Consider the following 12882-nt stretch of genomic DNA (forward strand, 5'->3'; position numbering starts at 1 on the left):
ATATTCCCCGTTATGAACCTGGTGCCGTAATTTGAGTGAGTTTATTGGTATAGTTAAATTCTTGAACTTGAGTACTAAAAGGCACGTTATGATTTGCCAAACACTCCGCCAATGTTTGTTTAGCTGTTAATGCGGTATCAAAATTGTCGCTAATTTTTGCCGAACTCGTGCTTAAGCAATCTCTTTGTAAAGTTTCAATAGAGGTAGATGCATAGGCTGGCAAAAAAGCAGTTGTAATCACTCGAATACGTTGCGTAGACAACATACTTTTAGGAAGTTGCGTACCTTCCGAGGTGTTTGTTCCTCGTGGTAAATTTGAGCCTGGAATATCGCTAGCAGCGTCTGTTGGAACACTTACAGCAACTTGGGTGACCACTGCTTGACGATTACTTCCATAGTCAGTTGTTAAATCGCAGAAACCCGCTACGCCGCCATCTTCAACGACTGCATTATTAGCGCTTCCTGCTCGAAGTAAACTTGCACCTCTGGTCTGAGCAAAATTTGTTGCTGTAGAAACAGGCTTATAACAAAAGTTGTATTCCGCACCAGGGTTACTTTCATGCTCTTTAAGCGCGGCACCAATCACATTAGTAATATTAGTTAGGGTGGTAGGATTCATCTGCACAATGAGTTCTAAAGGAGTGTCAGATGACTGAAAATTTAATTGGCTAACTTGGCTATTGGTAGCAACTTTTAAAGAAACAATAGCCACTCTTATTGCTAAAACGCCTACAGAAATAACAATCAATAAAATAATAAGCACAACAATAAGGGTTGCCCCTTTTTCCTTAGATCTACTCTTATGAATTAAATGGGTCATAGACTTTCCCCCATCGCATTGCGTAGAGCAATTGTTAAGTTATAAGTGCGGCGTAAGAATCGAGTTGTATTATCAGAAGCATGCACGGTTTGATCTAACATAAAAAAAGATTGCTCAGGATCTATTGCTTTGCTTTGGGCATTATTAGTAGAGCGCGCTAATACAGATATTTGTATTGAAAGAATTCGTGGCGGCATCACAGATGGTGTGGCATCTCGGGCAGCCTGTGCAGCAGCGCGATATTGGGGAATGGTATAATAAGCAAAATTGCCAGCCGCATTTTTTGCACCAAACAGCACATGGAAATGATCAATACGCGGCAATACAATTTGACCAGCGTCGCCTAACCCAGCAACAGTGGTCGGTTGAGCTGTGGCTACAGTAGAGGGAGTATTTGCATCACATGCAAGTGCATAATCTTGCTGGGAACTACCATTGCTATCCAGACGTAAAAAATAACGCTCTACAATTAAATCACCTGCAAGTACATTTACACCTTCACAATTGGTCATATTCGTAGGTGCAATAAATTGGATAGTCAGCTGATCACTTTGCACAGCAGCATTTGAAGTGTTCTGTATATTTGAAAGACCTTTCCAGTGATTACTCACAGTACTCACCGTATCGCCTGCACCATGACTAAGTAATGTGTCAGCAATATAGGTATTTGTTCCAACGTTAGGGACAAAATTAACATTGTTGTTATTGGTTGCAGTTGAGCCAGTTAATACAACACCGCCCCAAGGGGTTGTATCAGTTAATATTGGGTTGGTTACATTTCCATAATTTAGAAGCCGTATATCACGGGCAATATATTCCAAACCAAAAATACCGCTATCTTGTATTTCAGCATTTGCTTTTTGTAGACGGCTTGATAGAAGTCCACCAATAAATAATTGAGTCGCCGCGGCTACTAAAATTAGACCTAAAGCCAATGCAACCATCAGCTCAATTAATGTAAAGCCTCGCTGCTTCCATGATACAAATGAGTGAGCCATTAATATGCCTCCATCATTAAACAGTTCGAATTATTGACATAAACGCCATTTGTACTCATACAGCTCGACACATCCGCGCTCGTGACTCCCTCATTTGTTGTAATTACTGGAGCGGTTTTTCCCCAAAAAACAAACAAACATTGCCTCTGCTGGGCCATTGTGCTTGTAACCCCTGGGCAATTTGTCATTGTAATTTTCATGCCAAGTTGATCAGCATTTCTTGCTGCTTGATATGCATCAAATTGGGCAAGCTGAGAAGGTGTACAAGCTGCATTGAAACACAACGTAGGAGCTGCGGTGGTAGATGAATAATTGCTATAACTACGGACAAATGCGGGATACTGACTAGCTTGAGAACTATTTACGCGAATGTTTTCTGCTAATCCTCTCATGATCATAATCGCTTGAGATTTGCTTAATGCCTCTGAAGAAGCATCCATAGCACGGACTTGCAAGGCAACATATCCTAAAACCCCTATCGCAATTAAAATTAAGGCAACCAACACTTCTAATAAACCCACCCCAACTTGAGCTTTTCGTTTAGAGCCCTGCATTAACATGTCTCCTCAGCTTTAAAAATTAATGTGCCAAGCTTTGTTAAAATAAGAATTTTCTTTTTATTTATTTTTGAATTACAAATAGATAAAAGTGTATCTTGGGTGATATTGGTTATCACCCCATTCGCATTAAAAGTTAAAGTCGTCGCTGTTAATGAACTCTGCGTACCATCAGCAGCGATATTTTTAAGTTCAAAACTGTTATTGGAATCAGCTTTCCAATTCAAGGAAGTGGGAGTATTTAAAGCTGTTGAATTCAGATTAATAGAAACGTCTTGTCGACCAAGTATGGCTTGGCTCTTTGCTTCCGATAAAGTATTTATTAGATCTCGCTGGTTTCCATCTAATCGTTTGCTTTCTAATAAATTCGACATAGATGGTGCAGCCATCATCGCGATAATAGCCATAACCGCAATCGTCACCATAAGCTCAACCAAGGTGAACCCATCTTGCGGAATAATTCCCCTCATCCCCACACCCCAAATAAACTTTAAAATTTTTTATTTATTAATTAAATTTTACGTCTTATGTTTACAAAACAAATACAAAGCAGATAAAGGGTATAAAAAAACAGATAACTGTCATATCAACAATTATCTGTTTAACTTTTTAAAATCAGTGTGTTAAATACATCACACTTTACGCTTGAGTCACATGAATGCGTAATTCTTTAGGAAGACTAAAGGTTATGTTCTCTTCACGCCCATCTAATTCTTTCGGTGCTTGAGCACCCCAATCTTGTAAACGTTGAATCACTTGTTTAATCAAAATTTCTGGCGCAGAGGCACCGGCAGTAACACCAATTTTACACGTCTCATTAAACCATGACTGCTCTAACTGATCAGCATTATCTACAAGGTAAGCGGCTTTACCCATACGCTCTGCAAGCTCACGTAATCGATTTGAGTTTGATGAGTTAGGTGAACCTACAACCAATACGACATCACACTTCTCAGCTAAATCACGTACAGCATCTTGTCTGTTTTGAGTAGCGTAGCAAATGTCATCTTTACGCGGACCTTGAATATGCGGAAATTTTGCACGCAAAGCATCAATAACTTTAGCTGTATCATCAATAGAAAGCGTCGTTTGAGTCACAAATGCAAGTTTTTCAGGATGTCGTACGGTAAGTGCAGCAACATCTTCTTCATCTTCAACCAGATAAATATCACCGCCTTTTAATTTGTCATATTGCCCCATTGTGCCTTCGACTTCTGGGTGCCCTTCATGACCAATTAAAATAGCTTCAGTACCTTCACGCGCATATTTAGTCACTTCAATATGAACTTTAGTCACTAAAGGACAAGTCGCATCGAAAACTTTTAAGCCTCGATGTTCAGCTTCTTGTTGAACTGCTTTTGAAACACCGTGCGCACTAAAAATTACAATTGAGTCATCTGGCACCTGATCTAGCTCATCAACAAAAACGGCGCCTCTTTGACGTAAGTCATCTACCACAAATTTATTGTGTACAACTTCATGACGTACATAAATAGGAGGATTGAAACATTCCAGAGCCCGATTGACGATTGCTATGGCTCGATCAACACCGGCACAAAAACCACGCGGATTAGCTAACACAATTTCCATAACAGCCTCAAAATTAATAAAACAGGGGAATTTCTCTTGAATATTTGCAATTAAAACTATTCAGTTTAAACGCACGGTACACTACAATAGCGAAGATATTTTATCATATCAGGAAAAATATCATGTCGGGTCTATTGTTTGTCGTTTCTGCTGCATCAGGAACGGGCAAAACATCTTTGGTAAAAGCCCTGCTTGACCGTGTGAGCAATTTACATGTTTCAGTCTCGCATACAACCCGAGGTCAACGTCCCGGTGAGTTAGATGGTGTTCACTATCACTTCACTACAAAAGATGAATTTCTAGACCAAGTCAACCATGATGGATTTATCGAATACGCTGAAGTATTTGGTAACTACTATGGCACTTCTCAAGCTACGGTAAAACAACAGCTAGCTCAAGGACACGATGTCTTACTTGAAATTGATTGGCAAGGTGCAGAACAAGTACGCAAACTTTTCCCTGAATCCAAGCAAATATTCATTTTACCCCCAACTCAATTTGATTTACGTCAGCGTTTATCTAATCGCGGCACTGACTCAGTTGAAGTCATTGAGCATCGTTTAAGCTGTGCAGTAGAAGATATGCAGCACTACACGAACTTTGATTACATCATTATCAATGATGATTTTAATAAAGCCTTGCATGAGCTTGAAGCTGTGATTACAGCGAACCGTTTGGTGCTATCTCAGCAAGCAAAACGTCACCAAACTTTAATTCAGGACTTGATTACTCCTCAACCAAAACAGGAATAACTTGAGTCTAGATCGAAAGCCTTTTATACTATTTAGTCTGTTCAAATTTACCATTCCAGAACGAGAACTTTTATGGCACGCGTCACCGTTGAAGATTGTTTAGATCATGTAGACAACCGTTTTGAGCTTGTGCTCGTTGCAAGTAAACGTGCTCGTCAATTGGCACGTCAAGGCATGGAGCCAACTGTAGAATGGGATAACGACAAACCGACTGTAGTTTCTTTGCGCGAAATCGCGGCAGGGCACGTTACGAAAGAAATTCTTAAACAACGTGAGCAAGATTACCAAACTTCTAGTCTTGATCTTGCCCTTTCTACAAACAGCTTGAATTTAGAAGGTTTTTCTTTCTAATTCACCCTGTTTCATAAAAAAACCATCGTTTTTCTGCGATGGTTTTTTATTTGGCTTTGTCCCATATTTAAACATATTGAGAAAAGCAATTATTTTCATTGAAAAAAAAATACACTTTTTCAAATGAAAAAATTGACAAGTTCCGCAATATGCTTTTCATTAAGAAGCAGATAGATTTAGTTTTTCAGCAATAGGAAAAAGGGTGATTTATGCCAGGCGAAGAGGTCAGCCAAGCCAAGCAACAGCTCAAATTAATTATCGACCCTTACTTATCGGTAAGTGAAGTCGAAAAAGTGCTTGCTGCCTGTGATTTTGCCGACCTAGCACACACTGGCATTACACGTAAAAGTGGCGAACCCTATATTCTGCATCCGATTGCTGTAAGCTGTATTCTTGCAAACATGCGTTTAGATGCTGAAACTTTAATGGCAGCACTTTTGCATGATGTTATTGAAGATACTCAGTATACAAAAGAAGATATTATTGAGAAGTTTGGCCTAACCGTTGCAGAGCTAGTTGATGGTGTAACCAAACTTAGCCAATCAAGCGATAAAGAATATAATAAAGCAGCTTCATTCCGAAAAATTCTGCAAGCGACCTTACAAGATCCGCGTGTCATCATTATTAAATTAGCAGATCGCTATCATAATATGACAACTCTAGGTGCTTTACGCCCAGATAAACGAGCCCGTATCGCTCAAGAAACTTTTGATATATTTGTACCGATGGCAAGATTAGTCGGCATGAATGAAATGGGCGATAATCTAGAGAATCTCTGCTATCAAAACCTTGACCTTGATATGTTTGATAACGTTCAGAATGCTCTGCTACAGACAAAGCCAGAACGCTGTAAATATCAAAGTATTTGGGAACAAAACCTCGCTGAACTTCTGCATAATTATCATATTCAAGGCCGTATTAAAAAGAAAAATAACAATATCGAATTATTACGCCATTTCGTTAAAAACGAGATGGATCTCCAAGAGCTTACCCATAGTCATGCTTTTGAAATTGTTCTACAAAGCATTGCCGACTGTGACCGCCTAGAAGAAGCATTAAGAGAAAATTTTCAGGTTATCCAGTACCAAGACCATATTCGTCGCCCACTACCTGGCGGTAATCAGTCTTTATTGATAAAGCTTAAAGGCGAAAAAACAACACTATCTCTTACCATTCAAACCGAGCTCATGCGTAAAGCTGCCCGTTTTGGGGTAGTGTTAGGTGAAAATGCGCCGCAAACTTGCCGCTCTGCCATTCAGGCTTCAATGCAGAACTTAAATACATTGATTGACGGTGAATGTGCTAAAACAACTTTTAATGATTTACTTGATTATCTACATCAAGAAAAAATCTGGGTATATACACCACACGGTCAACTGCATGAGCTACCGCAAGGCGCTACCGTAGTTGATTTTGCTTATTCAGCAAGCTTATTTTTAGGTAACCATGCGGTTGGTGCAAAAGTCGATGGAGAGATTAAACCACTCTCTACCCCATTAGTTAGTGGTCAGGTTATCGAGATTATTACGGATGTTTTAGCGACACCAAACCCAGACTGGCTAAGCTTTATTAATACGCAAAAAGCGCGTCGTGCATTACAGCATGTGCTTAAAGATCAAGATATCGAAGAACAGCGTCTAGTTGGTGCACAAGCCCTTTCTCGAGCATTGAAACTTTTTAATCGTTCAATCAATGATCTTTCTGAAGCTGACTGGTTAGATCTATTGCAGTGGCGCCACATCGATAATAAAAATACATTATTTGAACAAATTGCGGTTGGCGATTTACTACCTCAACTTGTAGCAAATCACTTGTTTGCTCATGACAAACATCCGCAAGTAGAAAACTCAGATCGACTTATTCAAAGTACGGAAGGAGTCGACGTTAAATATGCACACTGTTGCAATCCAATTTTAGGCGATCCAATTCAAGGACATTTAACGCGTCGCGGGTTAATTGTGCATCGCATTCGCTGTCATAACTTATTACATGAACAACATCTACATCCTGAAAATATCATGCCGCTTCAATGGAAAGCAGATGATGTAGATGATGTCCGTTTTACAGCATACCTCGCTATTTATATGGCAATGAATGATGAACAAGTATCAGACCTGATCTACCAATGTCGTAAAAATAACGCTGGGGTAGAGATGGTTCACTCAAATGAGCAAAGAACTTTTGTGAATATTGTAGTGAATAACCGAAAACATATTGCAAAAGTCATTCGTGATTTACGCATGCACTATGGTTTCCCACGGATTGAACGTTTAGACGCTCCTGCTCCGCAAATGGAAATTTCAAAAGTAAGTTAAATCTTTATAGAGACTATTGGTTATAAATTTTTTGTTTCCTTAACAAAATCAAACTTTCCAAATTCACTTAATCAATTAAATCGATGATACTTTTGTCCAAAGCTATCATCGATTATGATGGAAATAGATTTAATCAAGGAGAACCAAATGTCCCGCCAAGTCATTCATACTGAAAATGCCCCTGCTGCTATCGGCACATACTCTCAAGCTATTTTAGTAGATAATACGCTATATCTTTCAGGGCAAATTGGTTTAGACCCATACAGTATGGAACTTGTAGAAGGTATCGAAGCTCAAATTCGCCGTGTATTTGATAATTTAAAAGCAGTTTGTGAAGCTGCCGGTGGTTCACTTGCAAATATTGCTAAGCTCAATATTTTTTTAACTGATCTATCAAATTTCCAACTCGTAAACCAAATTATGGGTGAATATTTTGCTCAACCCTACCCTGCACGTGCAGCTCTTGGTGTAGCAAGCTTGCCAAAAGGCGCATTAGTGGAAATGGACGGAATTGTAATTATTAATCAATAAGATATAAATTTTCAAACTATCCAATTTTAAATATTTAGTTTTTAAAAAACGAACCACCTTGGCATAAAAATCTAAATTCTTTTTAGATTTCCGCTTAGGTGGTATTTTTTTATCCAAAATCCCAATAATGATAAATGAGATTTTAAATGAATTTCATTGACAAACGATAATAATTATCAATAATATCAATTATCGCATTTATATTTGGGGATCACTCCCATGTACGTTTGCTTGTGTCGTGGCATTACCGATCAGGATATTAAAGACGCTATTGAAAATGGCGCTGAAAGCTATCGTGAAATTCGCGACTTGCTTGATCTTGGTACATGCTGTGGACGCTGTGCACCAGAAGCCCGCGCTATCATTAGCGAAGAATTAGCAGAAATCGCTGCTCGTATTTCTGTAGCTGCATAATAAAAATTAATATTTAACAAAATTTATTGACTCCTCCACCGCTTTTTGCGGAACCTTTATAGTTCCTCATTCAAGCGGTTTTTTTTGGCTTGAAAACATCCTTTCTAATATTGTGTTGTTTTTGATTGCGATTTTCATTTGCTGTTCCATAAATTACTCGCCATCTCCATCATTGTTCACTAAAATGGATTTATAGATTGCCTTAATTAAGTTTGAGGCAGAAATTGTTTTGGAGTAGCTACAATGAAAGGCAATCGTGATGTCATTAATCAGCTCAATCAAGTGCTGTATCATCATTTAACTGCAATTAATCAATACTTTTTACATTCACGCATGTTTAATGACTGGGGAATTGAGCAGCTTGGCTCTGCTGAATATAAAGAATCAATTCGTCAAATGAAACATGCCGATAAAATCATTGAACGTATTTTATTTTTAGAAGGACTACCTAACCTCCAACATTTAGGCAAGCTTTATATTGGTCAACACACAGAAGAAGTTCTGCACTGTGACATTCGTAAAGTAAAAGAAAATATAGAAGCAATTCAAAAAGCGGTTGCTTTAGCTGAAACAGAGCAAGACTATGTCACCCGTGACCTTGTTCAAGAAATTTTAGAAAAAGAAGAAGAATATTGGGATTGGTTAGATACCCAAATTGATCTTATTGGCAGCGTAGGTATTGAAAACTATATCCAGAGCAAAATGTAATTTCTCATAAAAAAATCCCCTTGAGTACAAGGGGATTTTTTTATTACTTTTCTTTTAATAACCCTGATAGCGTTATTTTTTGCTTATAGAGTCGCTGTAAAATAAATATTTGCTGCTGTGCCTGCTCCACTTTTTCATTATAAGCCAGTAATTTTGCGTATTTACGCAAGTTATATGGAGTAGGTTTATTCTTCACAAAATTTTCCCATTGATCCAAATTAGCTTCAGATAATAGTGTGTGGGGATTAAGTTCAATCCAACGTAAACGCTGCTCAAACTGCGTTAAAACAAAAATTTTACCGCTTCCCATAAATTCGGCATTTGGACGCTTATTATTAAAAAGCAAATTACTATTTAAAACATAGACATTATAATCACGTAAAATCGCAATAATAAGCAGTAAACTTACACCCCATGATAAGCGAAGAATATGTTTGTTGAGGATAATTCCTTTCAGAACAGGAGTCTGGGCTTGCACAATACCAAGTAGGAACCCGCAAGTAAGCAAGAAATAAGCATAACGTTGTGGAAACTCTAACATGGCATGAATAAGTACTGTACATACCATCATAATCGCTATAATCGAGATGGCATTTTTAGCCTGTTGATTTAACCAAATAAACCAGCAAGCAAAGTAGGTAATGATTACAGCACCCAGTGGAATACCATTCCAGATAATTAGATCAAGCAGTACATTATGAGCACTGGTGGTCCACTCTCCTGTTGGGAAAGCATGATAAACCGTCATTTGTGCGACACTGGTTTGATTCCAACCATAACCCAACCAAGGGTGCTGCTGTACGGCAAGCAACATTTGTGACCAGATATTAAAGCGCAAATACCCAGAGCTTGCTCTTTCAACCAAACTACTTGCCTGGGTTACATCAGTACTTGCCCATGCTTCAATTAAACTAGTAGCAAACGGCAATACTATGCCTGCCATTACAAAAAAACCAACACACCACAAAAAACCTTGAATAAATCCAAATCTTTTTTGTTTTCCAAATTGTTTAAGTATCCAGTAGATGAATAAGAATGGAAAAACGATCCATGATGTTCGTGATTGACTTAGAGCAATTGTGAATAAAATAATCAATGCTGAAGGCAATAATAACCACAATGTTACTTTATTTTTTTCATATAAATATAAACATCCTAACAACCCAATAATTAAGAATGTCGCCATGTTGTTGGGTTGACCAAAATTTCCGTAAGGACGGTTACCGATCAAGTGAAGGGTGTAAATTAAATGTGATTCAATATTCAACCATTGAAAAATTGCTATAAGACTAGTTAATAGCGATGTAATAATTACTAATAAGCTAAAACCAGAAAAAATTTGATCTCTCTTTTTTTGATCTAAAGATAGGTTGTAGCCAGCCAAGACCATAAACCAAAAACCTAATAAGTAAAATGTACTTAATAAGGCCGTACTTAAATCAAAAACTAAACCAAAGCCCCACTGCACAATAGGAATTAAAGTAAATGGAAGCAACAATATCTGTGCTCTAGGAATTTTAATATTTTGTTGAATTAGGGCAGCTAATACGCATAACCCAGCCCCGAAAGTACTGACTTCACTTGAGAACATGACCCAAGGGCTGTAGTGAAATGGAGACAACCATGCAAAACCCAACAGGATTGCAGCGAGAAATAGGAAGAATACTTGCATAGTGAGAGGTTAGAGACCAAAACTTGTGGGAATTATACATGGAAGCCTAAAAGAAAATGTATGAACTCTCTATGAAAAGATCTTGATAAGATTTACTTCAAAAAATTAAGGAATTTGTGAAGCTGGTATCAAGTGCTCAGCAGCACCATAAAACCAAAAGTTTGGCGCCATTCTTCCGTCATAGCTACCACAGCCCCAGCACATTATATCTTGTGCTAAATAAACGATCGTGATGTATATGAAGACAACTCCCCATAAAGCAATTAATAGTTTCGTGAGTCTATAGGGATATTTCAAATATTCTTTAGACTGTTGGCGCTGAGAAAAAGCAAATGCTAAAAATAATATACAGGCCATTTGTGAAGCAGGATAAACCATACTTCCTGAGAACATCGCATCAACTAAAATTGCAACCACGCCAGCTTTTGCAATAGGTAAAGCATTCTTATCTCGGAACAACTTAATAACTTGATATATCATCCAAACTAAAAAAATACATCCAACTATTCCCCATTCAAAAATTAACCTTAAATATAGGTTATGTATGTGATGTCCATATTTATATTGAATTTCTGAGAGATAACCTCCCCCCACACCAGACCATGGTTTTTCTTTCCATTGCTCAAAAACAAAACTCCACATCTCTGAACGCATTGATGTCCCAACCCTTATTACGGTCATGGTATTTTTATCAGCGAAATAAATAGTAGTTTTATAAACTAAAAAAGCTAAAAAAATGTAAATACAGCTTTGCAAAATGAGCTTTCGATTTTCTCGAGAGTATATAAAGAAAATCAACAATCCTGTCATTACAGCAAGCAAGGCGGATCTAGCTCCGTCAAAAAACCACGCTAGAGCAAAAAAGAAAATAGCAAACGGATAAAAGTAATGAAAATAAGGGTATTTTTTATTTTTTAAAAAAATTAGAAAAAAGAATATAGGCACGATAACACTGTCATAAATTCGGATCGTGCCAGAGTTAAATTGCCAGTCAAACCATTGTTTGTAGAAAATAAAATTAGTGATAGAAATACAAATAAATAAACAAGGAATAAATGCTGAAACGACAATAAATACTAAGCCATGTTCTATATTTTCTATATTCTTTAACTCATATGTTAAAACAGAAAATATAAATAGTAATGCTATCCCAGACCAAATTTCTTGAAACTGAAAAATACTATAAGTTGTTATCTGTATAGCAGTTAATAAACCTATAAGTAAAAAAGTAATTTGAGTAAAAATTGAATATTCTATTTTTTTGGTAAATATTAAAACCGATAAAGCATATAATGCTAAGGGAAATTGTAATAAACGAAGTTCGTCATATTGAACGAAAGACCAGCCAATTTGATACCCAGATAATGCTGTAATAAGATAAATTACCACCCCCAAAGAGGTAATATTTTTTACTAACATATTTATTTTCTTTAATAAAAAAGAGAGGGCAAACCTCTCTTTTTAGGACAGTAATATTATGAAGAAGTACATGATTTAGGTAAGTACTTTTGTTCAATTTTGTTTGAACCAGTTGAAGTACAACTCCACACATTTGAACCTTTATCTGCATTACTAAGAGTTAGAGTAAGCTCTCCATTTTGAATACCTTTTGAAACTCCAGTTGCCCGCATTTTTGCAGTAATTGTACATCCACCTGAGGCAGCAGCGGTACCTGCCGTGGTTACAGAAGCAACATATTTACCATTAATATCAGTAGCAGTAGCAATTCCATTAGTACCATTTGTTGGGCAAGTAGCATCTTGACTAAAAGTCTCTGCAACAGCTCCCTTCAATCCACTAGCTAACTCCATAGCTTCACTAACTTGAGAACGAGCGATATAGTCTTGATACGCAGGAATCGCGATTGCTGCCAAAATACCAATAATGGCAACTACGATCATGAGTTCAATTAATGTAAAACCTTTTTGTGCATTCATAGCCTTTTCCCCAAAGATTGTATGTATGTTTTTATATAAGCTTTTTCAGCTATCAACTATATTGCAGCATCCATGCCAACTTTTATTTTAATTAAAAAACAAATACTTATTCCATAATTAACTATTCTTAAATATTAAATAGGTGTAAGTAAGTGACAAAAAATGTCATATAAATTTTTATGAAAACACTTCACGCATTAAAAAAAATAAATTACACAACTCAAAGTTTATGTTTAT

14 protein-coding genes and 2 pseudogenes are annotated in these 12882 nt (G+C 37.2%); 7 read left to right on the forward strand and 9 right to left on the reverse strand.

Features of this window, described 5'->3' with window-relative positions:
- Positions 1 to 10: 10 nt before the first annotated feature.
- From B806_RS0116925 to ispH, 5 genes are all read right to left on the reverse strand, one after another.
- The gene (locus B806_RS0116925) at positions 11 to 820 is read right to left on the reverse strand and encodes a PilX N-terminal domain-containing pilus assembly protein (protein ID WP_005078460.1); all 810 of its coding nucleotides are present in this window, start codon (positions 818 to 820) and stop codon (positions 11 to 13) included.
- Positions 817 to 1818, reverse strand: coding sequence for a PilW family protein (locus B806_RS0116930; protein ID WP_017387040.1), 1002 nt, complete (start codon positions 1816 to 1818; stop codon positions 817 to 819). Before B806_RS0116930 ends, B806_RS0116925 begins: the two co-directional genes overlap by 4 nt.
- Positions 1818 to 2378 carry a type IV pilus modification protein PilV gene (gene pilV, locus B806_RS0116935; RefSeq protein ID WP_079381023.1) on the reverse strand — a complete coding sequence of 187 codons (561 nt, stop codon included), beginning with the start codon at positions 2376 to 2378 and terminating at the stop codon, positions 1818 to 1820. Before pilV ends, B806_RS0116930 begins: the two co-directional genes overlap by 1 nt.
- Entirely contained in the window at positions 2372 to 2845 is a 474-nt protein-coding gene (locus B806_RS0116940; protein ID WP_017387042.1) for a GspH/FimT family pseudopilin, read from the reverse strand. Before B806_RS0116940 ends, pilV begins: the two co-directional genes overlap by 7 nt.
- Before the next feature lie 169 nt (positions 2846 to 3014).
- Entirely contained in the window at positions 3015 to 3965 is a 951-nt protein-coding gene (gene ispH / locus B806_RS0116945) for a 4-hydroxy-3-methylbut-2-enyl diphosphate reductase (RefSeq protein ID WP_017387043.1), read from the reverse strand.
- A gap of 122 nt (positions 3966 to 4087) precedes the next feature.
- Here ispH and gmk point away from each other — a divergent pair, with 122 nt between their 5' ends.
- The 5 genes and pseudogenes from gmk to B806_RS0116970 all read left to right on the forward strand — a co-directional run bounded on the left by gmk (position 4088) and on the right by B806_RS0116970 (position 7914).
- Positions 4088 to 4717, forward strand: a complete 630-nt coding sequence (gmk, locus tag B806_RS0116950; RefSeq protein WP_002116973.1) for a guanylate kinase — start codon at positions 4088 to 4090, stop codon at positions 4715 to 4717.
- 72 nt (positions 4718 to 4789) lie between these two features.
- Complete coding sequence (gene rpoZ / locus B806_RS0116955) at positions 4790 to 5068, forward strand: DNA-directed RNA polymerase subunit omega (protein WP_002116990.1); 279 nt, start codon at positions 4790 to 4792, stop codon at positions 5066 to 5068.
- Positions 5069 to 5106: 38 nt separating this feature from the next.
- Positions 5107 to 5262 (forward strand): annotated as a pseudogene (locus tag B806_RS19800) (hypothetical protein).
- Between the two features lie 15 nt (positions 5263 to 5277).
- The gene (locus B806_RS0116965) at positions 5278 to 7383 is read left to right on the forward strand and encodes an HD domain-containing protein (RefSeq protein ID WP_002116807.1); all 2106 of its coding nucleotides are present in this window, start codon (positions 5278 to 5280) and stop codon (positions 7381 to 7383) included.
- Positions 7384 to 7530: 147 nt separating this feature from the next.
- Positions 7531 to 7914, forward strand: a complete 384-nt coding sequence (locus tag B806_RS0116970) for a RidA family protein (protein ID WP_017387044.1) — start codon at positions 7531 to 7533, stop codon at positions 7912 to 7914.
- 16 nt (positions 7915 to 7930) lie between these two features.
- On the opposite strand, the pseudogene B806_RS19805 reads toward B806_RS0116970, so the two are convergent.
- Positions 7931 to 8031, reverse strand: a pseudogene (locus B806_RS19805) (hypothetical protein).
- A 102-nt stretch (positions 8032 to 8133) separates the two neighbouring features.
- Here B806_RS19805 and B806_RS0116975 point away from each other — a divergent pair.
- Both B806_RS0116975 and bfr read left to right on the forward strand, forming a co-directional pair.
- Positions 8134 to 8328: a bacterioferritin-associated ferredoxin gene (locus B806_RS0116975; protein ID WP_000289091.1), complete on the forward strand. Its 195-nt coding sequence runs from the start codon at positions 8134 to 8136 to the stop codon at positions 8326 to 8328.
- Positions 8329 to 8571: 243 nt separating this feature from the next.
- Positions 8572 to 9036 (forward strand): bacterioferritin, encoded by a 465-nt coding sequence (bfr, locus tag B806_RS0116980; RefSeq protein WP_017387045.1) that lies wholly within the window; start codon positions 8572 to 8574, stop codon positions 9034 to 9036.
- Positions 9037 to 9079: 43 nt separating this feature from the next.
- Here bfr and B806_RS0116985 read toward each other — a convergent pair whose 3' ends face one another.
- From B806_RS0116985 to B806_RS0116995, 3 genes are all read right to left on the reverse strand, one after another.
- The gene (locus B806_RS0116985; RefSeq protein ID WP_017387046.1) at positions 9080 to 10708 is read right to left on the reverse strand and encodes an O-antigen ligase family protein; all 1629 of its coding nucleotides are present in this window, start codon (positions 10706 to 10708) and stop codon (positions 9080 to 9082) included.
- A gap of 105 nt (positions 10709 to 10813) precedes the next feature.
- Positions 10814 to 12127 carry an O-antigen ligase family protein gene (locus B806_RS0116990; protein ID WP_017387047.1) on the reverse strand — a complete coding sequence of 438 codons (1314 nt, stop codon included), beginning with the start codon at positions 12125 to 12127 and terminating at the stop codon, positions 10814 to 10816.
- A 56-nt stretch (positions 12128 to 12183) separates the two neighbouring features.
- On the reverse strand, positions 12184 to 12645 hold the full coding sequence (locus tag B806_RS0116995) for a pilin (protein ID WP_000993711.1): 462 nt from the start codon (positions 12643 to 12645) through the stop codon (positions 12184 to 12186).
- Between the last annotated feature and the right edge of the window lie 237 nt (positions 12646 to 12882).

The sequence above is a fragment of the Acinetobacter sp. TG2027 genome (assembly GCF_000302435.1).
GTDB classification, from domain to species: Bacteria; Pseudomonadota; Gammaproteobacteria; order Pseudomonadales; family Moraxellaceae; genus Acinetobacter; species Acinetobacter pittii.

Coding starts and splice junctions, on each gene's coding strand:
- B806_RS0116990 (WP_017387047.1), bottom strand. CDS start 12,127: ATGTTAGTAAAAAATATTACCTCTTTGGGGGTGGTAATTTATCTTATT.
- B806_RS0116930 (WP_017387040.1), bottom strand. CDS start 1,818: ATGGCTCACTCATTTGTATCATGGAAGCAGCGAGGCTTTACATTAATT.
- ispH (WP_017387043.1), bottom strand. CDS start 3,965: ATGGAAATTGTGTTAGCTAATCCGCGTGGTTTTTGTGCCGGTGTTGAT.
- B806_RS0116965 (WP_002116807.1), top strand. CDS start 5,278: ATGCCAGGCGAAGAGGTCAGCCAAGCCAAGCAACAGCTCAAATTAATT.
- B806_RS0116975 (WP_000289091.1), top strand. CDS start 8,134: ATGTACGTTTGCTTGTGTCGTGGCATTACCGATCAGGATATTAAAGAC.
- B806_RS0116970 (WP_017387044.1), top strand. CDS start 7,531: ATGTCCCGCCAAGTCATTCATACTGAAAATGCCCCTGCTGCTATCGGC.
- B806_RS0116985 (WP_017387046.1), bottom strand. CDS start 10,708: ATGCAAGTATTCTTCCTATTTCTCGCTGCAATCCTGTTGGGTTTTGCA.
- B806_RS0116940 (WP_017387042.1), bottom strand. CDS start 2,845: ATGAGGGGAATTATTCCGCAAGATGGGTTCACCTTGGTTGAGCTTATG.
- B806_RS0116995 (WP_000993711.1), bottom strand. CDS start 12,645: ATGAATGCACAAAAAGGTTTTACATTAATTGAACTCATGATCGTAGTT.
- pilV (WP_079381023.1), bottom strand. CDS start 2,378: ATGTTAATGCAGGGCTCTAAACGAAAAGCTCAAGTTGGGGTGGGTTTA.
- rpoZ (WP_002116990.1), top strand. CDS start 4,790: ATGGCACGCGTCACCGTTGAAGATTGTTTAGATCATGTAGACAACCGT.
- gmk (WP_002116973.1), top strand. CDS start 4,088: ATGTCGGGTCTATTGTTTGTCGTTTCTGCTGCATCAGGAACGGGCAAA.
- B806_RS0116925 (WP_005078460.1), bottom strand. CDS start 820: ATGACCCATTTAATTCATAAGAGTAGATCTAAGGAAAAAGGGGCAACC.
- bfr (WP_017387045.1), top strand. CDS start 8,572: ATGAAAGGCAATCGTGATGTCATTAATCAGCTCAATCAAGTGCTGTAT.